The sequence below is a fragment of the Chryseobacterium sp. OV279 genome (assembly GCF_900128945.1).
In the GTDB taxonomy this organism is placed as follows: Bacteria; Bacteroidota; Bacteroidia; order Flavobacteriales; family Weeksellaceae; genus Chryseobacterium.
Genome location: NZ_FQUD01000003.1, coordinates 120,266 through 139,459, shown reverse-complemented (window position 1 = coordinate 139,459; position 19,194 = coordinate 120,266). Strand labels below are relative to the sequence as shown.

Here is a 19,194-nt window from a genome sequence, read left to right as displayed (position 1 = left end):
GTATTATTGAAGAAAAAATCAATCTTTATTTCTGCTGTGAACACACAAGATATGGCAGACCTACTACTCTATTATTTTTTATAAAAGGGTAACTGATAATCTGGAATACTTGACATAAGCCTCACTAGTTTTTTTAAAACTATAGTACGGGTTATAACTCGGGCATCATTTTCAGAACATCGATTGCTGTTAAAATTCAATACCTACATATAATTCGGACACTAGAAGGAAATAATGAACATCGCCTTATTTTGATTTTTTTTAGATTGTTAATACATTTGTATAAAAAATAAAGTCATGAATTATACACTTGAGCTTAAGACTCAGGAATCTTACTCTAATATTATTTTCAACACGATCGTTTTTGATTCATTTAAGGTGAATATAGTTGAAAGATATACAGGCCGGATGAATTTCAATCCAAAATTATCTTATGCTTTATTTAAAGTCCGAACTCCAGATAATACTATCATTCAAACAAAAGATAACAATGGAAGGCTTAAAATTAAAGGAAATAACTTTGATACTTACACCAAATTGACCGATGTTCTGAAATCTTATGATTACAAAAACAGATTAATTAATAGACAGGAAGCACAAAAAGATTATGTTCATTTCATTTTAAGTTTAGTCATTGGGAATTATGAACTTAATTAATAGTTTCTTGTAGATATTACCCTAAGTAAACATCTGTTTATATAATAAAAACTCTCCTAAAACTAGGAGAGTAGATAATACGAATGCAAATAGTAATGTATAAATCCAGTTCAAAATTATTGGATATACCATTTTCAGTTTATGATTGAGATCATAAAGGCTATATTTTAAGAATATTATTTAACACTAGTCTTCGCTTTTTCAGATTCCATTAAGTGGTGTTCTAAAGTGGGAAGTGTTTTGTTGGCAAAAGACTTTAAGGATGTTTCCTTACCCTCGGAACCTTCTTTTTTAAATTCTTCAATGTCTTTTTTGTGATCGCTAACCATCAGATCAGTGTACATACGGTCAAACTCCACTCCCTTTTTTGCTTTTAGCTCATCATACTTTTTTTGTTTTTCAGCATCCAAACGATCTGGCAGCGTATAGCCAGCTGCTGAGGCCCATTTTTTTAGTTCTTCATTGGCTTTACTGTGATCTTTGACCATCATCTCTCCCAGAGTTTTTACTGTAGCGCCGGCAGCATTAGCAGCTGCTAACTGCCCCATCATAACTTCCATCAGTCCTCCTTTCGCGGCAGCATCAGCAAATTTTTTATCCTGATCACTGAGAACATTCGTAGACGGGGAATTTGTAATTTTTGTAGAATCGTTACCTGTGGTAGAAGAATCGACATGAGCGGATATTGTTGCACTGTCTGTAGGCTGAACTACCCTTGTTGTTTCTGTTTTTTTGCAGGCCATTAATGCAATGAAAGCAAAAATTGTTAAAGCAGAATTTTTCATATTAATACATTTTAAATGGTGATTTGTGAATCAGTTTCAATATTAAAACAATAAATGAACTTTAAAAGAACTTTGGCTTAATTACAAACTAAACATACCTTATTCCAATGAGCTTAATGGCTATAAACAAACTGTACTAGTACATCAGTAATTCAGATTGTATCTTCTAATAAGTATGACAAAAATAAATTTTAAGTCATTAAGAAATTATGATCTCGCTCATATAGGTTGGATCGTTAAATGTTTAATTTTGAATCATCAAAGGATTCCATCAATACATTAATACACTAATTCATTAATAAAATATAGTATGAAAAACTTACTCTTACCTATCTTTGCAATAAGCCTTTTAGTTGCAGCTTGTAAAAAAAAGGAGACAAACACTGGTACTGCATATGCTGATTCTACCCAAACACAAAGAAGCTATTCTGATACAGCAACTTCAAAACCAAGGGTTTCAAAAGACAGTTTAGGAAGCAGTGACAGCATCAATACAAAAACTCATATAGGCGGTAGAAAAACCAGCAATAACAATACAGGTAACGGCACTGGTAATATTAATGCCGCCGTTTCAGACAGTGCAAGGCCAGCGAGATAAAGTCAACCTCTCTCATAGAGTTCCTTAATACATATCTATTACCTGATCATTTTTTCCAGCTGGGTAAATTGTTGTTCTTTGTTTATCAATAAAAATTAAAATTATGAATAATAGAGTAAAAATAGCATTCGGCTTATTAGCAGGCGGGTCTTTATTCTTTCTGGCATTAAAAAAGAAAACGAAGAAAGGCAAAATATTTCCAGCTCCTGACGGCAATATGTATGCAGAAAATCAAACCTATATCACCTACGATAACAGAATGTATAAAAACGGCCAAGAGATCCGTCTTAAAACACCTGAATCAGAAGTAAATCATGTTATTACACCAAAAAGTTATGAAGTATATAATGAAAGCTTCTCCAAAAATTACCAATTAACTGGAAGGAATGTAAAGTATCATCAAAAAGGAATAAGACATCAATAACGTTTTAATCTCTAGCAAAAATTTATATTTAAGGAACATCCTGTTTTCAAATGAAAACAGGATGTTCCTATTATTTTTAAAAGGCTATCTACTTTACGATCCCTAATAATAAATCTTTTTGTTCTGTTTTTTTATTATCCTTTGCTTTTCCATTTTATTAAATGCTCTAATAACCGTTTCTACCCGAAGACCTGTTAAAGTAGCCAATTGATGTCTTGTATAAGGAACCTCAAAGCTATATGGAATGGTAAAACCAAAATACATCTTTAAATGATTAAGAAGTATCTCAAGTTTTGTGATTGGATCTCCAATAGAAAGTAAGGTAGAGATTAAGTATCTAAAGTGAAGCCGATCCGCAGTATAGCGATTGATTTCAAAATGAAGTACTGTATTTTTAGACAGTAATTCACAAAATACATTTTTTTCCAATTTGATAATTTCGCATGGGGATACAGCGACCGCATTAACAGCATAGCAATGATCTGTAAATAAATAACTTTCTCCTATACAATGTCCTTCAAAAGGAAATCCATGAACGAATTCTTTCCCATCTTCAAGGAAATTATTAAGTTTAACTGATCCTGATTTTATTTGGAAATAAAATTTAGGTTTTGCTCCTTCTTGAAATATAAATTCATCAGTTTGATATAATTCTGTTTTCGCTCCATGAGCGAACAAAATAGCTTCAGAAATGACCATTAAATTTGATTATTAGCACCATAAAATTAATCATTATCAATGGACATGCCAATACCACACATATTATCTATCTCATTTTAAAAACAGATCATACAGCCTTTGAATCATTAAATTAATCAATCTTGAGTTTGAAAAAATCACTAACTGCGCCGTTAGGAACCTCAGCTGTTCCTGCAGTGATTTACCTTTCCGGTTATGGCTATATTTTTGACATCATTGGTATCAATTTAAAAATAAACCTTTTATTCCGGATTTTTGCTAGCCTCTATATTTTGTGTTATATTTTCTAAACTATTATCATAGAAATTTTTATATGCTTTCCGGACTTAATCCAAACGTTTTCGGTGTTATATACATATTTCGGCCCTTTTTTCAGTCTCATCCTATGATCCAATTATTATATTCTGTTAAATCTTCCACATTTTCGAAGCCCCTAATGACAAATCATGACAAATAGCACCAACAAAAGCCATAGTCACGATTTTCTAATTCCATACATTAATTTCATCATCCAATTTAAATTCTATGACTATGGATGAGAGTAAAAAAACATTACAAGAATTAGAACAGCTTTCTGATATCTTACTGGTACTTGACAAAGCCAAGATGAAAATTCAGGCAGTTATCGGTATCGGAGAAAACGGAGAATTAAAGACCATTAATCCAACCAAAAAAAATCAAAACCAGTTTATGCGGGTAGATAAGTCCGGTGATCTATTTTCCAATTTCTTTTCCAATTTTTTCAGCCAATTGAAAGACCCTACCCGATTTTCATTTTTTAAAGTTCCCTCCCTTGTGGCTATACAAAAGGCTAAAGAAATACAACAACATATTAGCCATCCTACAGAAGAGGGAAAGGTCCTGATAGACACCTTTGAAGTAAAACCAGAAAATACTATTAAATCAGAAAATAAAATCGATATGGAAACAACACAGCCAACCACAGAACCCAGTGACTACCGTTACCAACCTCAACAATTAGATTGGGAGACGCTATCAAATCTTGGACTCAGCAAGGAAAGACTTGAGAAACTGAATGTATTGGAACCTTTATTAAAGGGATATAAGACCAATGAACTTATTCCTATCAGCCTTAATCTGGGTACTGCCATTACAAAACTGGATGCCCGTTTATCATTACAACCTAACGATCAGGGACAAATCGTAGTTGCTATTCACGGAATAAGAAAAGAGCCTCAACTCAATTATCCTTTTTTCGGACATGAGTTTACCAAGGAAGATAAAGAGAATCTTTTAGCTACAGGAAATATGGGCAGAATAGTCGATCTCACCCATCCTAAATCCGGAGAAACAATACCTTCCATTATTAGTATAGACAGACTCACCAATGAACTGATTGCTTTAAAAACTGATTATATCAAAATTCCAAATGAGATTAAAGGCGTGAAACTGGACGATCATCAAAAACAAACTTTACTGGAAGGCAAATCTCTGTATATCGAAGGGATGATCTCTAAAAACGGAGAGCCTTTCAATGCTTCTTTACAGTTTAATGCAGATAAGAAATATGTAGAATTCCTGTTTGAGAGAGGAGGAAATAGCCAAACACAAAGTATTCCACCAGGCCAGTCCTCAGAGATTCCAAGAACGTTTAGAGGAAAAGAACTGGATGAGGAGCAGTACGCTCAATTTAAAGCGGGACAAACAGTTTACATTGATGATCTTACCGATAAGAAAGGCCAGAAATACCAGGGGTATATTACATTGAATGAGGATACTGGTAAAATAGACTTCTCTTTCCAAAATCCAAACAAACTTAAAGCACAGATAAAGCCTGCAGAAGCTCATACAACGCAGATCGCTGTTAACTCAGAAGGTAAAACGAATGAAGCCTCTAAGAATATCAAAAAACCACTCCAATCGCGGCAACATACACCTAAGCAGGAACAGCAGAAAGTACCTGTTAAATCAGGAGGACGGAAAATATAGCCTATCCCTTGTTATTTGATAGAATATTAACCATCCACAAAAGTTACCCATGAAATTAATACTAACAGAAAAACCAAGCGTAGCAAGAGAAATTGCCCATGTGCTGGGCGTAACTGAGAAAAAAGAAGGCTACCTGTCAGGTAATACTTGTTGTGTTACCTGGGCATTCGGGCATCTGGTTGGCTTAGGCATGCCAGAAGACTATGGGATTTCAGGATTTGAAAAAGCAGCTCTTCCCATACTTCCCCAACCCTTTCTACTGACTGTCAGAAAGGTCAAAAAAGAAAAAGGATTTGCTCCTGATAAGGGCGCATTGAAGCAGCTTAAGGTGATTGAACAACTTTTCAATCGCTGTGAAAGCATTATTGTCGCTACGGACGCAGGAAGAGAAGGAGAACTTATTTTCAGGTACATTTACCAATACCTGAAATGTACAAAACCTTTTGAGCGGTTATGGATAAGCTCCCTTACCGAAAAAGCCATTAAGCAAGGATTTGAAAACTTAAGATGTGGGAATGATTTTGATGGGCTGTATCAGGCAGCTCAGAGCAGAAGCCGTGCCGACTGGCTGCTGGGAATCAATTCTACGCAAGCATTAAGTATAGCTGCAGGAAATGGTATCTATTCATTGGGAAGGGTACAGACCCCGACACTGGCTTTGATATGCAGGCGCTATCTGGAAAACAAACAATTTTCCGTACAGAAATACTGGCAGATAGAATTATTACACACCAGAAATTTTATTGACTTTAAAAGTCTCTCCCAGACTCACCTTAGTGATAAAAAACAGGCAGAGGATCTGCTGAAATCCATTGAAAGGAACGGGAATACAGCAACAGTTACTTCTGTAAATACCAAAAACATAACCGAGCAGCCTCCTTTATTATTTGACCTGACCGGTTTACAGAAGGAAGCCAATAATAAACTTAACCTGTCGGCTGAAGAAACGCTGAATATCGCACAGAGTCTGTACGAACAGAAATTTATCACATATCCCCGTACAGGAAGTAAATATATTCCTGAAGATGTATGGACAGAAATTCCCCAACTCATAAGAGCTTTGCAGGAAAAGGAAAATTGTATGTTAGCAGTAAGTCAAATCAAATGGGGTCATTTCAACAAGCGTATCGTCAATGATCTAAGAGTAACGGATCACCATGGATTGCTTATCACAGAAAAAATTCCCTCGGCACTGCCGCCTAAAGAAAATGCAGTCTATGATTTAATTGCTTTTCGACTGTTGGAAGCTTTGTCACCACCGTGCATAAAAGAAGCTACTGATATTTCTTTACAGTCTCTCCATTATGATTTTATCATAAAAGGCTGTAAGATTCTGGAAGAAGGATGGCGCTCCATCCATGGCAGTTTTTCTGATGGCACGGAGCCTATACAGGAACTTCCTGAACTCAGAGAGGGCAATGAACTTAAAATTAAATCTGCCGGCATTCTGGAAAAGAAAACCAAAGCGCCTGTACTTTATACTGAAGCAGGTCTTCTTTCAGCCATGGAAAATGCAGGAATGCAGATCGAAAATGTGGAGGAAAAGAAAGCGTTAAAAAATATTGGAATCGGTACTCCAGCTACCAGAGCTTCCATTATTGAAACCTTATTTACCCGAAATTATATTCAAAGAAGCAATAAATCATTAATCCCCACTGAAAAAGGATTACAGGTTTATGAGCTCACTAAAGACAAGAAAATTGCTGATGTAGCCATGACTGCGGAGTGGGAACTGGCGATGCAGAAAATCGAAAGCAATGGGCTCAATTCCGTGGATTTTCAACATGAAATTGAGACCTATACAAAATCTGTTACGGATGAATTGCTTCAAACCACCATCGCACAGCCTAATCTTCCAAAACTCATTTGCCCCCAATGCAAGACCCACCAGCTAATAATACGGGATACCATTATCAAATGTCCTGACAAGGCCTGTAACTGGATGCAATTCCGCAGTGTTTGCGGAGTGCAAATCAGCATAGCCAACATCGAAAATCTCATTAACAAAGGCAAAACATCCTTAATAAAAGGGATGAAAAGCAAAAGCGGAAATAAGTTTAATGCTTACATAGTACTCAACGAGGATTATACAACCTCTTTTGAATTTGAAAATAATAAACAACCGCAACGAAAATAACTACCGTACTTTAGGTATTGAAAAAAAATGAGGCTGATGGTTAATCGCCTCATTTTTTATTTTCCCATTATTCCGGCTGTACTAAATGCTGCAAATCCGGGTCATTTTTAATGCGTTCCAATTCTTTTTCAATAATCTGAACAACATCCTGTTTTATCTCTCTATAATTGGCATCAATTACCTGTTTCATAGTATCCTCACCATGGTCATTTACAAATGACAAAATCTCCGGTATCTTCTGGTAATCTTTAGTTTCAGAAGCTACTTTTTCATTATCTACTACAATTTCAGCATGAAAAATTTTCTGTTCAATTCTCTCATCAAAATTATCTGATACAGCCCCCACAAAAATCCCCTGTGTCAGGGTAGAAATTTTAGAAGCCGGTATTAAGCTGTCTAACTGAGTGGAAATGGATGTTGATGTATCGTTTCTGTTAATGGTCATACTCTGACGTTTTTGTAAGACCTTACCGAAACGCTCAGAAAGGCTTTTAGCCGTCTCTCCCACTACCTGGCCACTGAAAATATTCCCTACCGTATTTTGTATGACTTTACTTTCCTTATCACCATAATCCCGTGTCAATTGCGAAAAATCCTGAAATCCAAGACAAACGGCTACCTTATTACTTCTTGCAGTAGCTATGAGATTATCCAATCCTCTAAAGTAAATAGTGGGAAGCTCATCGATAATGACTGAGCTCTTGAGTTGTCCTTTTTTATTAATCAGCTTGACAATACGTGAATTATACAACCCGAGCGCTGCAGAGTAGATATTCTGGCGGTCCGGATTATTTCCTACACATAATATTTTCGGTTCTTTAGGATTGTTGATATCCAGGGAAAAATCATCACCGGTCATTACCCAATATAGACTTGGAGAGATCATTCGGGACAAAGGTATTTTTGCTGATGCAATCTGACCCTGCAATTGGTCCTGTGCCCCACCCTGCCATGCATCCATGAAAGGGGAAAGATAATTTTCCAAATCCGGATAGGAAGTCAGAATGGTGAATACATCCGAATATTTTTTATTGAGTAGCTCAATAGCATGGGGAAATGTACAGTATTTCCCGTTATCATATATTTTCAAAAACCAAATGATCGCTGCCAGCAGGATAATGGGTGATTCTACAAAGAAATCTCCCTGCTTTTGTATCCAGCTTCTGTTCAGATTCAGCATTATGGTGTAAGCTGCTTCGTAGGCATCTGAAATATCCGTCATAAAATCCGGATTTAAGGGATTACAACGATGACTTTTTCTTGGATCATCAAAATTGATAACATAGAATTTTGGTTGTACTTTGTATTTGTGTTGATTCTTCAGCAAGTGATTATAAGCAATCATAGAGAGATCATCAAACTTAAAGTCGTAGATGTACATTGAAAAACCCTTTTCAATCTGCTGCTTGATATAATTATTGATGATGGCATAGGATTTTCCTGATCCCGGTGTTCCTAATACAATGGTTGCCCTAAACGGATTGACAATATTGATCCAACCATTATTCCATTTTCCTTTATAATAAAACTTGGTGGGTAGATTGACCGAATATTCATTTTCCATTAGAGATGTTTCCTGCATAAAACTTTCATTCTCATTGTTAAAAACATCTTCCATCAGATGATGAGTGAGTAGCCGATGCATCCATAGTCCACCCATCATCAATACAATATATCCAAAAGCCAACGTCAGAATATAAAAGAAATTCCCAATCCAGGGAGCCATCAGCAATAATGGTGTATTTAAGAAGTATAATACAAACCCGAAGAATAGAGCCAGGTTAATTTTCAGCCATGTGATCTTCTCATTTTTCACTCCTTTAGTACCCAGACAGCTTAAAGCCAGGAGTACCAAAGCAAATACTTTGGTATAGACCGGGTAAGAAAAAAGGTTGACTGTTTTCTGGAAATTATGTAAAACCTTGTTAATGACCTCCAGGGTCCATCCTCTTTCTAAAAAGAAACCATAACAATACCAGTATAGGTGCATTAATACGATAAGAATACTTACCGCTCTCATCAATGTCATGATCTTCGCCAGACCTCTTAAATCGTCTTCTCCCTGCATTTCTATAATATTTAATGTTAGAAGTCGAATATAAATCCCTCCAAAAATCATTTTTATAAAGTGGCAGGTAATGGCTGTATTTGGCATAAATCAACAGGATATTTTGCTGTTGATGATGCATAATGCTTGGCTGAGAATGTTTAAATTTGTTTGTTTAAGAAAAGTACGATGATACCTATACAAGCAAAATACACTGAACTTCTGGATACTATCGGGTCAACCATTGAAACAGCCCGGCAAAATGCCGTCAAAGCGGTTAATACTGAGCTGGTAAAAGCAAATTGGGAAATTGGCAGACATATCGTGGAATATGAGCAGCATGGACAGGAACGCGCAGAATACGGAAGTGGCTTATTATCAATACTTTCTAAAGACTTAAAACAAAGATATGGCAAAGGATTTGGCAGGCGGAATATTCTAGATATGCGAAGGTTTTATCTTGCCTATCAAAAATGGCAGGCAGTGCCTGCCCAATTAAGCTGGACTCATATCGTTACCTTACTTGGGGTTTCAGATGATACTGCCAGACAGTTCTATGAAAAACAGACGATATTGGAGAATTGGGGTTACCGTGAGCTTGAACGACAGATTAACTCTTCCCTATTTGAACGCCTGGCACTGAGTAAAGATAAAAAAGGAGTACTACAATTGGCAGAAAAAGGACATCTTATCACTGATTCATCCGAAGCCATAAAAGATCCTTATGTACTGGATTTTCTTAAAATCCCTCAAAGCCACAGAGTGACAGAAAAAGCTTTGGAACAGAAAATCATCGATAACCTTCAAATGTTCCTTCTTGAACTGGGAAAAGGCTTTGCTTTTGTAGGAAGGCAATATAAAATATCGCTTCGTAACAGACATTTTTATATTGATCTTGTTTTTTACCATCGTATCTTAAAATGTTTTGTCCTGATTGACTTAAAAATAAAACAGGTAGAACATTATGATATCGGACAAATGAATCTTTATCTGAATTACTTCAAATCGGAGGAAAACGTTGAAGATGACAATGAGCCTATCGGCATTATTCTCTCTGCTGAAAAAGATGAAGTATTGGTAGAATATGCAACCGGTGGAATTTCCAATAAGATCTTTGTTTCCAAATACCAGCTCTACCTGCCTGATAAAAAAGAACTGCAAAACAAGGTGCAAGCCATTCTGGAAAAAGAAGGCTAGAGAGGAATTGAGTAAGAGCAACCATCCTGTTTTTCAACGTGTTCGTTTCTTCTTTCTCTTTTTCATGCGATAAGCAAAATCCTGCTCATACCGATCTTCTCCATTGGTAAAAGAGAGCAGCCCGCCCAATGCATTAATTAAAACTTCTTCAGACTGATCAGAGATTTGCCCGTTATCAAAGATATAATGTTGTTTCTCTAAAGAAAAATGCTCTACGTCATCTAGAACTCTTAGTTTTTGATCAATAGGTATTTCTTTCTCTGGTCTTATATTCTTTGTCCATCGTTCACTAAAGGAATTGGAAGAAAATTCTTTTCCCAGGCCTGAACCGTTCCATACTGTTTTGGAATGATGATCAATAAAGGTGATTCCGTACATAAGTCCTGTATCATTTCTTCGGATTACGGTATTGATTCCCTGCTTTGTTAACTTATTTTTAAAGTCTTTTTCATTATGTGTAGATTGCATCGCACCAGCAATGGCTGTTTTGATATTCACCTTTGATTCACTATTCTTTAAAGCTTCCCTACACTGCATACAATATGATTCCAAAGCTGGAAGACCACTACTTTTACCAAATAAAGAAGCTTTAAAAGAATGTCCAAGTCTCTTCCCATCTGTATTCAACGGAAAATATAATAAACCACGCTGCATTTTTCCATGAAGTTCACCCTCAACTGTTTCAGCACTTATATTAAAAAGTGAAAGCAGCGCATTGTATTCACCCAAAGTCCTGAACCTATAATATTTGGGAAGATATCTTATTACAGAAGCAATCTGGCTTTTAACATTCCCTGCCTTATAATCAACCGGCTGAAAAATCATTTCCCCTTTCTGATCCTTATTCCCGACTGCGGGATGAAGTCCATATTTTTGTTCAAGTTCCCTGCATATATTCATCGACTTTTTTCTTTCAAATTCATCCGTTATTTTTTTCCCTTCTTCATCCACACATACTGAAACAATATGAATATGAGTACGATTGATATCCATATGCTTAAATACTACGTAGGGCTGTTCTCCATAGCCCATTTCCCGCATATAATCTTCTGCCATCTTCACAAAACGTTCATCACCAACCTCATCTTTCGGATCAGGATTAAGCGAAATATGCAGCGTATGCTTTTCAGTATTTCTATTAGCTGCCAAATAGGGATTAAAAGATTCAGCCAATTGTGAAACAGTATACTTCCCATCAGGCGTTTCAATTATTCTGTTGGTTAGCAAGATTTTCCCATTTTCCTGTTCAACTTTCACATTATTATATGCCAATGCTCCATATAAATTACTCCCTCTTCCAATTTTTGCAATCATTTTCTTCTTATTTTTCCAAATGATTTCTATTAAACTCCTCAGTTATCTTAATAATCTTCTGACATAACAAGGCCATTTCAGCAGTTTGCTTTTCCAATTTATACAGAAATACAGTGGCGTTCTTCTCCGAAAAATGAGTGTATAACAAATTAACAAACTGGTTATAATTCACTCCAATTGCACGAAACTGACTGTAAAAAGAGGTTAACCTCATGTAAAAATCCACAGATCCTTTATCAATTATAACGGTTCTTATCTCCCTGGCAAATAATAAAGAAGTAATAAATTTGGCTTTGTTCATCATTCCTGATGATTCAAAAAGTGACATTAACTTGTCATTTTCCTCATCCGTCAATCTAAATACATGGCGGTGAATACTTGGATTAGTTTTAGGCTTCCTACCTCCTTTCTTTCTGTAATTATATTTTTTATCACCCATTAGACATCCATTTTTAATTACTCAATAAAACCTCGACTTCGGAGTGTGTTTTTTAGGCTCCCTGCGGGGCAAGTTGTTTTGAGGCACTCAAAACACAACTTGCCGTGTTCTGGTGAACACTATAATCCCTCTCATCAGATACATTCGATAAATATGAAAAGCCATAAGCTTTTCACCTTCTCATATCTTCCACTCTATTTTTCTCACACAACATTTGTATACCTCCAAACAACAACTCAACTACAAATTAAAGTTCTATTTCACAAACCATTGGTATTTAAAACATGGTCAAATACTGCCCGCCAATGTCAAGATCTACCAGAGATCATTCCTCATACCGATCAATCACTTTCTTTACCCTAAAGTTGTAATACAGTACGTAAAAAGGGTGCTCTGGTAAGAAATAAAAAAGGAAAGATATACGGCTCATTTGTTATAAAAGCATACAATTTTAAAAGCATAAAAGCGGTAAAGCCTTTTACCTCTTGTCCGACCTCCACCTTTCCAAAGAATATAGTTAACCCAGCAAGCAGAAAAACACATCTATTTGAAAATAGCCCACCCCAAATATTCACAGAAATACAAAAAGGAAGAACAATGTAAAAACATATACCTCCACTGCTTTGCAACATAGAAATAAGACAATTATAAATTTTTAAATAATGGAAACAATAAAGAAAACTTTAAAAATCAGTTTCTCCACCCAAAAAGGAGGTGTTGGTAAATCTACCATGACCATCTTACTTGCCAGTATTTTGCATTACCGTTTAGGTTTCAATGTGCTGATTATGGATTGTGATTTTCCCCAGCATAGTGTAAGCAATATGCGGGAAAGGGATAAGAAGACCATTATGGAAAATGACTATCATAAGAAAGCAGCTATGAAGCAGTTCCAATCTATCAACAAGAAAGCCTACCCTATTATCAAATGTAAATCTGAAAATGCATTGGAACAAGCATTGGAATACATACAGCAATCCACAGCTATCCCTGAGGTTATATTTTTTGATCTGCCCGGAACAGCCAATACAAAGGGTGTTTTGACCACATTAAAAGCAATGGACTTTATCTTTTCGCCCATCACTGCTGACCGCCTTGTGGTAGAAAGTACATTAGGATTCACCAAGGCTTTTCTCGGACTTCCGCAAAGCCGTGAAGACAGTCACAATCAAAATCTTTGGTTGTTTTGGAATCAGGTAGATGGAAGAGAAAAAACAGGTCTGTATAATGGCTATGAACAGGTCATTCATGAACTTCAGCTGCCTATCATGAAAACAAGAATCATGGACAGTAAACGTTTCAGAAAAGAATCCGATGACAGCAGTAATTATGTGTTCAGGTCTAGTTTGCTGCCTGCTGAACCTCATCTTATGAAAGCAACGCGAATGGATTTATTCGTCGAGGAATTTTTAAGCATTGTTCATCTTTAAAAACATCTGAATATGGCTAAGGACAACAAAGAAAACAATTTTGAGAAACCCCATGTGGATGAGGAATATTTGATGAATATCATCAGTGGTGCAGAACCTAATTCTACCCTTTCTGATACCCAACAAGATCTTCCAAAAGAAAATAAACCTAAAGAAAAGATCAGAAGCAATTCATCAAAAAAGGTAGATTATGAGGAAACATTTCTAATTAATAGATTTCCATCGGTGCGTAACGGCAAAGTCGTCTACATACGTCCCGAATATCACGAAAGGCTGCTTAGGCTTGTACAGTTAACAAGAGATGAAAAAACAACCCTCTACTCTTATATAGACAATATTCTGGAATATCATTTCAGAGAGTTTGGGGATGATATTACCCACTATTTCAATCAGCGTTTCAAACCAATTTTATAAGCAATGGAAATACTTATTATCACTTGCCTGCTGATCATTATAATCCTGCTCTTGCAGGATAAGATAACACTCAACGCATGGCCTGATAAAACTAAAATATCAAAAAGAAATACTCCGAAATTTCCTGAGATTATAGGGTCACCAAAAACTACAGGAAGACATCATGAGCAAGAGACTTCCTCAAAATGCCAAATTCACGAACCAAAAATAAATTCTGATAATTTAGACGTAGAATATGACATTCATGAAAATCTCAGAATTCAGTCTTCTCATAAAGAACAGGACCCGATTTTAATGACTAGCCCTGATTATGATGAGGAGGAAGAAGAATGGAAAAAATACAGAATATCCGGTAAGGATAACGGTTTTGCCCAAGGGGTTACCTTTGAAGAACTAAGCTCCGTGGAGACGATGCTGCAAAGAAATCATTTGGAGCCATGCCAAAAGGAAACAGCAGCGACTATTGTTCAGAAAATACATGGAACCGAATTATTCAATCTACTGGAAAATTCTATGGAAAGTGCTTCCCGTCAAATCGCTGAGCTATTGGACGGGAGCCTTTCTTCAGAAAATAATTCTAATTCTTCCTTTTTACAAAATAACAATCCTGATGGATTTGATATTGGAGATTTTACTTGACAACTAATGCTTAAAACTATTTTTAACACTTTATAACTATAATTATAATTTCTTTAGCTTTTTCAGGCACCTTTATTGCTTCAAACAGAAGCGATTCTCATGTTTAATTTGAGTTTTCATGGTTATTAGTTTTTACCTAGCTTCGGCTAGGTTTTTTTTTTGAAATATCCTTTAGATTTATACTACTAAAAATATATTTTCTTTTTCTAAACGCAGATCAGGTCGATCAAGGGGAGTAAAGATGTAATACTTTATAAGTTTTGGATTCTTTTCAAGAGCTTTTTAAAAGAATCTTCTAATGGGTCAAGCTGTTTATCTCCAATTGAACTAAAATACTTTGCCTGCCAGCTATCTTCATCCTCATTATTTAAAATGCACTGTGATTCTACTCCTCCATCGGGAGCTGCGACTCTTATAATTTTTTTCGATTTGAAATTTCTTCTGTTCTAGCAATTTGACAAACCAGTTCTTAAACTCTCTTAATAGAGATTTTCATGTAAAAATATAAAATTTCACCCTCGCAAACTTCCACTTATTGCCAAACAAACTCACCTAAAGCCAGACTGTAATTCCATTTCACTTAACCAATCATCTTTGTCTCCAAAGCCCGTAGACTGCGGGTAATGCTAACAATTTAATCTGCTTACATTATGGAAAAACAAAGAAAAAAGCTTGTGATTTCAGCATTGGCTTTGCTGACAACCATCCATTTGTCAGCTCAGGGAAACGGCACTGCCGGAATCACTGAAGCCACCCAAATGGTCACCTCTTATTTTGATCCTGCCACAAAACTCATCTATGCCATCGGCGCTGTGGTTGGCCTCATTGGAGGAGTCAAGGTTTATAATAAATTCAGCAGTGGTGATCCGGACACCTCAAAGACTGCTGCCAGCTGGTTTGGCGCCTGTATCTTTCTGATTGTCGCGGCAACGATTCTTCGCTCATTTTTCCTTTAAACGTATTGATTATGAATACCTATCACATCAATAAAGGAATTGGAAGAACCGTTGAGTTCAAAGGACTCAAAGCACAGTACCTGTTCATTTTTGCAGGCGGTTTACTAGCAGTACTTGTACTGGTAATGATCCTGTATATGACAGGAGTCAGTAACTACATCTGCCTCTTTACAGCAGGATCAGCAAGCAGTCTTTTGATTTGGCAGACATTCTCAATGAACAGAAAATATGGAGTATACGGACTCATGAAGCTGGGTGCTAAGAAAAAGCATCCTCGATACATCATCAGCCGTAAGAATCTATTGAGGTATATCAAAATAAATAATCCCTAAAAGCCAGGCCGTATGAGAAACACTTCCAAAGCAGCAACACTGGAGAGTAAATTCCCCTTACTCGCCGTTGAAGATCACTGTATTATTTCAAAAGACGCTGATATTACGGTTTGTTTTAAAGTTAGATTACCGGAACTCTTTACCGTTGCTTCTGCTGAATATGATGCAATACATTCTGCATGGTTCAAAGCCATCAAGACACTCCCTGACTACACGGTTGTTCACAAACAGGATTGGTTTATTAAAGAAAATTATGTTCCTGACTTGTCAGCAGAAGATCAGAGTTTTCTTTCAAAATCTTTTGAAAGGCACTTTAATGAGAGAGCTTTTCTCAATCACTACTGTTATCTGTTTATTACCCAAACCAGTAAAGAACGAATGAAAACGAAAAGCAATTTCTCATCGCTTTGCAGGGGTATTCTCATCCCCAAGGATATAAGAGATAAAGAAAACGTTACCCGTTTTATGGAGGCAGTAGATCAGTTCGAAAGAATCATCAATGACAGTGGCTATATTCATCTGGAGAAAATGACGTCAGATGAAATCACAGGAACTCAAGACCAATCAGGTTTACTGGAACAATACCTAACCTTATCAAGAGAATCGGGAGCCTCACTTCAGGATCTTCAACTTGGTGCTGAGGAAATGCGAATTGGAAACAACCGCATCAGCATGCATACTTTATCTGATACTGATGACCTTCCGGGAATGGTGTCTTCACATAGCCGATATGAAAAACTGAGTACGGACAGAAGTGACTGTCTCCTGTCGTTTGCTTCTCCAGTTGGTCTTTTATTGAGCTGTAATCATATGTACAATCAATATCTGTTTATTGATAACAGCGATGAAAACCTCAGTAAATTTGAAAAGTCTGCCCGCAATATGCATTCACTTGCAAGGTACAGCAGAGCCAATCAGATCAACAAAGAATGGATTGAAAAATACCTCAATGAAGCCCATTCATTCGGACTGCAGTCTATTCGGGCCCATTTCAATGTGATGTCATGGTCTGATGATCCAACTCAGCTCAAACAGATTAAGAACGACACAGGAAGTGCCCTGGCACTGATGGAATGTAAGCCTCGTCATAATACCACTGACACTGCCACTTTATATTGGGCAGGAATTCCCGGTAATGCGGGAGATTTTCCAAGCGAAGAAAGCTTTTACACCTTTATCGAACCTGCGCTGTGTTTTTTCACCGGGGAAACCAACTACCAACATTCACCATCCCCATTTGGTATTAAGATGGCAGACCGGCTTACCGGTAAACCCATTCATTTGGATATTTCTGATCTTCCTATGAAACAGGGGATTATTACCAACCGTAATAAATTTATACTGGGACCATCAGGAAGCGGAAAATCATTTTTTACCAACCATATGGTACGTCAGTATTATGAACAGGGAGCCCATGTTCTTCTGGTAGATACCGGAAATTCTTATCAGGGCTTATGTGAACTGATTAAAGGAAAGACTAAAGGTGAAGATGGCGTTTACTTTACCTACACTGAAGAAAATCCGATTGCATTCAATCCTTTTTATACGGATGATGGTGTATTTGATATCGAAAAACGGGAAAGCATCAAAACGTTGATCCTTACTCTTTGGAAAAGAGATGATGAACCTCCTGCCCGTTCTGAACAAGTTGCCTTGTCTAATGCAGTCAGCGGTTATATAGAAAAAATTAAGCTGAGTGACACCTCCCGTTCTTTCAATGGATTTTATGAATATGTGAGAGATGACTACCGAAAGATCCTAAACGAAAAACAGGTTAGAGAAAAAGACTTTGACATCGCTAATTTCCTCAATGTACTGGAACCTTACTATAAGGGAGGAGAATATGACTATTTACTCAATTCAGATAAGCAGTTAGATCTTCTCTCTAAGCGTTTTATTGTATTTGAGATAGATGCCATCAAAGATCATAAGATCCTGTTCCCTATAGTGACGATTATTATCATGGAAGTTTTCATCAACAAAATGCGGAGACTGAAAGGAATCAGGAAGCTCATTCTTATTGAAGAAGCCTGGAAAGCCATTGCCAAGGAAGGCATGGCAGAATACATTAAATACCTTTTTAAAACCGTACGAAAATTCTTTGGGGAAGCCATTGTGGTTACTCAGGAAGTCGATGACATCATCCAATCTCCTATTGTCAAGGAAAGCATTATTAATAATTCTGACTGTAAGATCCTGCTTGACCAGCGTAAGTACATGAATAAATTCGATGACATTCAGGCCATGCTTGGTCTTACGGATAAAGAAAAATCTCAGGTGCTGTCGATCAATATGAACAATGATCCAAAGAGACTTTATAAAGAAGTATGGATTGGACTGGGAGGCACTCATTCAGCGGTGTATGCAACGGAAGTTTCCAATGAAGAATATCTCGCCTACACGACTGAAGAAACTGAGAAAATGGAAGTGATGAACCTGGCCTCGGAACTCAACGGAAATGTTGAGCAGGCCATTAAGAGACTCTCTCTTAAGAAGATTAAAACAAATAAAGACCATTAAATCATTTAAAAAATTTACGACAATGAAAAATCTAATCATTAAAACCCTAATGGCAGCAGTTCTTGCTACAACGACGTTAACCAAAGCACAGTTTGTGGTCACAGATCCCGCCAATCTTGCCTCCGGTATCCTTAACTCAGCCAATGAAATTGTTCAAACCTCAAATACGGTAAGTAATGTGGTGAAGAACTTCAATGAAGTCAAGAAAGTATATGAACAGGGTAAAGAATACTATGACAAGCTGAAAGCAGTCAATAATCTGGTTAAAGACGCCCGGAAAGTTCAGCAGACTGTTTTACTCGTTGGCGATGTTTCAGAAATGTATGTGAAGAATTTCGGAAAGATGCTTAATGATCCCAATTTCAATGCGCAGGAACTGACAGCCATTGCCAATGGATACTCTACCCTATTAACAGAGAGCACCGAACTTCTTAAAGAGCTCAAGCAAATCGTAACCTCTACCCAACTTTCACTCAATGATAAAGAACGTATGGATGTGATTGACAAGGTGTATAAAGAGGTCAAAGATTATCATAATCTGGTAAGATACTATACCAACAAAAACATTTCTGTCAGCTACTTAAGAGCAAAGAAACAGAACAATACCCAAAGGGTTTTGGACCTTTACGGAACCTCTAATCAAAAATACTGGTAGT

The 19,194-nt window shown here is 36.7% G+C and carries 18 protein-coding genes; 13 read left to right on the top strand and 5 right to left on the bottom strand.

All coding sequences use genetic code 11. The features are described 5' to 3' along the window. Positions 1–297: 297 nt before the first annotated feature. Positions 298–657, top strand: a complete 360-nt coding sequence (locus tag BUA72_RS13040; protein WP_072923291.1) for a prevent-host-death protein — start codon at positions 298–300, stop codon at positions 655–657. Positions 658–833: 176 nt separating this feature from the next. Here BUA72_RS13040 and BUA72_RS13035 read toward each other — a convergent pair whose 3' ends face one another. Then, positions 834–1,442, bottom strand: a complete 609-nt coding sequence (locus BUA72_RS13035) for a DUF4142 domain-containing protein (protein WP_072923290.1) — start codon at positions 1,440–1,442, stop codon at positions 834–836. Positions 1,443–1,752: 310 nt separating this feature from the next. Between BUA72_RS13035 and BUA72_RS13030 the strand changes: the two genes are divergently transcribed. Both BUA72_RS13030 and BUA72_RS13025 read left to right on the top strand, forming a co-directional pair. After that, complete coding sequence (locus tag BUA72_RS13030) at positions 1,753–2,040, top strand: hypothetical protein (protein WP_072923289.1); 288 nt, start codon at positions 1,753–1,755, stop codon at positions 2,038–2,040. A gap of 103 nt (positions 2,041–2,143) precedes the next feature. After that, entirely contained in the window at positions 2,144–2,464 is a 321-nt protein-coding gene (locus BUA72_RS13025; RefSeq protein ID WP_072923288.1) for a hypothetical protein, read from the top strand. Positions 2,465–2,566: 102 nt separating this feature from the next. Here BUA72_RS13025 and BUA72_RS13020 read toward each other — a convergent pair whose 3' ends face one another. Next, a complete protein-coding gene (locus BUA72_RS13020) occupies positions 2,567–3,163 on the bottom strand; it encodes a Crp/Fnr family transcriptional regulator (RefSeq protein ID WP_072923287.1) in 597 nt (198 codons plus the stop codon). Positions 3,164–3,694: 531 nt separating this feature from the next. Between BUA72_RS13020 and BUA72_RS13015 the strand changes: the two genes are divergently transcribed. Further along, positions 3,695–5,113, top strand: coding sequence for a DUF3945 domain-containing protein (locus tag BUA72_RS13015; protein WP_072923286.1), 1,419 nt, complete (start codon positions 3,695–3,697; stop codon positions 5,111–5,113). A 49-nt stretch (positions 5,114–5,162) separates the two neighbouring features. Beyond that, a complete protein-coding gene (locus BUA72_RS13010; protein WP_072923285.1) occupies positions 5,163–7,250 on the top strand; it encodes a type IA DNA topoisomerase in 2,088 nt (695 codons plus the stop codon). A gap of 67 nt (positions 7,251–7,317) precedes the next feature. Here BUA72_RS13010 and mobC read toward each other — a convergent pair whose 3' ends face one another. After that, positions 7,318–9,318: a conjugal transfer protein MobC gene (gene mobC / locus BUA72_RS13005; protein ID WP_072923284.1), complete on the bottom strand. Its 2,001-nt coding sequence runs from the start codon at positions 9,316–9,318 to the stop codon at positions 7,318–7,320. 168 nt (positions 9,319–9,486) lie between these two features. Between mobC and BUA72_RS13000 the strand changes: the two genes are divergently transcribed. Further along, positions 9,487–10,494 (top strand): PDDEXK nuclease domain-containing protein, encoded by a 1,008-nt coding sequence (locus tag BUA72_RS13000; RefSeq protein WP_072923283.1) that lies wholly within the window; start codon positions 9,487–9,489, stop codon positions 10,492–10,494. 33 nt (positions 10,495–10,527) lie between these two features. Here BUA72_RS13000 and mobB read toward each other — a convergent pair whose 3' ends face one another. After that, positions 10,528–11,808, bottom strand: a complete 1,281-nt coding sequence (mobB, locus tag BUA72_RS12995) for a conjugal transfer protein MobB (protein WP_072923282.1) — start codon at positions 11,806–11,808, stop codon at positions 10,528–10,530. 7 nt (positions 11,809–11,815) lie between these two features. Next, the gene (gene mobA, locus BUA72_RS12990; RefSeq protein WP_072923281.1) at positions 11,816–12,247 is read right to left on the bottom strand and encodes a conjugal transfer protein MobA; all 432 of its coding nucleotides are present in this window, start codon (positions 12,245–12,247) and stop codon (positions 11,816–11,818) included. 662 nt (positions 12,248–12,909) lie between these two features. On the opposite strand from mobA, the gene BUA72_RS12980 reads away from it, so the two are divergent. The 7 genes from BUA72_RS12980 (at position 12,910) to BUA72_RS12950 (ending at position 19,193) form a co-directional block, all read left to right on the top strand. Continuing rightward, the gene (locus BUA72_RS12980; protein WP_072923279.1) at positions 12,910–13,677 is read left to right on the top strand and encodes a ParA family protein; all 768 of its coding nucleotides are present in this window, start codon (positions 12,910–12,912) and stop codon (positions 13,675–13,677) included. Between the two features lie 12 nt (positions 13,678–13,689). Continuing rightward, positions 13,690–14,091, top strand: a complete 402-nt coding sequence (locus BUA72_RS12975) for a DUF3408 domain-containing protein (protein WP_072923278.1) — start codon at positions 13,690–13,692, stop codon at positions 14,089–14,091. 3 nt (positions 14,092–14,094) lie between these two features. Continuing rightward, the gene (locus tag BUA72_RS12970) at positions 14,095–14,730 is read left to right on the top strand and encodes a conjugal transfer protein TraD (RefSeq protein ID WP_072923277.1); all 636 of its coding nucleotides are present in this window, start codon (positions 14,095–14,097) and stop codon (positions 14,728–14,730) included. 650 nt (positions 14,731–15,380) lie between these two features. Then, positions 15,381–15,686 (top strand): DUF4134 domain-containing protein, encoded by a 306-nt coding sequence (locus BUA72_RS12965; protein WP_072923276.1) that lies wholly within the window; start codon positions 15,381–15,383, stop codon positions 15,684–15,686. Between the two features lie 11 nt (positions 15,687–15,697). Further along, complete coding sequence (locus tag BUA72_RS12960) at positions 15,698–16,018, top strand: DUF4133 domain-containing protein (RefSeq protein WP_072923275.1); 321 nt, start codon at positions 15,698–15,700, stop codon at positions 16,016–16,018. Between the two features lie 12 nt (positions 16,019–16,030). Beyond that, positions 16,031–18,538 carry a TraG family conjugative transposon ATPase gene (locus tag BUA72_RS12955; protein WP_072923274.1) on the top strand — a complete coding sequence of 836 codons (2,508 nt, stop codon included), beginning with the start codon at positions 16,031–16,033 and terminating at the stop codon, positions 18,536–18,538. 49 nt (positions 18,539–18,587) lie between these two features. After that, entirely contained in the window at positions 18,588–19,193 is a 606-nt protein-coding gene (locus BUA72_RS12950) for a DUF4141 domain-containing protein (RefSeq protein ID WP_410493326.1), read from the top strand. Position 19,194 lies beyond the last annotated feature (1 nt).

Excerpts from the sequence above, each read along its gene's own strand:
- BUA72_RS13040 (WP_072923291.1), top strand. The coding sequence starts at position 298 with ATGAATTATACACTTGAGCTTAAGACTCAGGAATCTTACTCTAATATT.
- BUA72_RS13035 (WP_072923290.1), bottom strand. The coding sequence starts at position 1,442 with ATGAAAAATTCTGCTTTAACAATTTTTGCTTTCATTGCATTAATGGCC.
- BUA72_RS13030 (WP_072923289.1), top strand. The coding sequence starts at position 1,753 with ATGAAAAACTTACTCTTACCTATCTTTGCAATAAGCCTTTTAGTTGCA.
- BUA72_RS13025 (WP_072923288.1), top strand. The coding sequence starts at position 2,144 with ATGAATAATAGAGTAAAAATAGCATTCGGCTTATTAGCAGGCGGGTCT.
- BUA72_RS13020 (WP_072923287.1), bottom strand. The coding sequence starts at position 3,163 with ATGGTCATTTCTGAAGCTATTTTGTTCGCTCATGGAGCGAAAACAGAA.
- BUA72_RS13015 (WP_072923286.1), top strand. The coding sequence starts at position 3,695 with ATGGATGAGAGTAAAAAAACATTACAAGAATTAGAACAGCTTTCTGAT.
- BUA72_RS13010 (WP_072923285.1), top strand. The coding sequence starts at position 5,163 with ATGAAATTAATACTAACAGAAAAACCAAGCGTAGCAAGAGAAATTGCC.
- mobC (WP_072923284.1), bottom strand. The coding sequence starts at position 9,318 with ATGCAGGGAGAAGACGATTTAAGAGGTCTGGCGAAGATCATGACATTG.
- BUA72_RS13000 (WP_072923283.1), top strand. The coding sequence starts at position 9,487 with ATGATACCTATACAAGCAAAATACACTGAACTTCTGGATACTATCGGG.
- mobB (WP_072923282.1), bottom strand. The coding sequence starts at position 11,808 with ATGATTGCAAAAATTGGAAGAGGGAGTAATTTATATGGAGCATTGGCA.
- mobA (WP_072923281.1), bottom strand. The coding sequence starts at position 12,247 with ATGGGTGATAAAAAATATAATTACAGAAAGAAAGGAGGTAGGAAGCCT.
- BUA72_RS12980 (WP_072923279.1), top strand. The coding sequence starts at position 12,910 with ATGGAAACAATAAAGAAAACTTTAAAAATCAGTTTCTCCACCCAAAAA.
- BUA72_RS12975 (WP_072923278.1), top strand. The coding sequence starts at position 13,690 with ATGGCTAAGGACAACAAAGAAAACAATTTTGAGAAACCCCATGTGGAT.
- BUA72_RS12970 (WP_072923277.1), top strand. The coding sequence starts at position 14,095 with ATGGAAATACTTATTATCACTTGCCTGCTGATCATTATAATCCTGCTC.
- BUA72_RS12965 (WP_072923276.1), top strand. The coding sequence starts at position 15,381 with ATGGAAAAACAAAGAAAAAAGCTTGTGATTTCAGCATTGGCTTTGCTG.
- BUA72_RS12960 (WP_072923275.1), top strand. The coding sequence starts at position 15,698 with ATGAATACCTATCACATCAATAAAGGAATTGGAAGAACCGTTGAGTTC.
- BUA72_RS12955 (WP_072923274.1), top strand. The coding sequence starts at position 16,031 with ATGAGAAACACTTCCAAAGCAGCAACACTGGAGAGTAAATTCCCCTTA.
- BUA72_RS12950 (WP_410493326.1), top strand. The coding sequence starts at position 18,588 with ATGGCAGCAGTTCTTGCTACAACGACGTTAACCAAAGCACAGTTTGTG.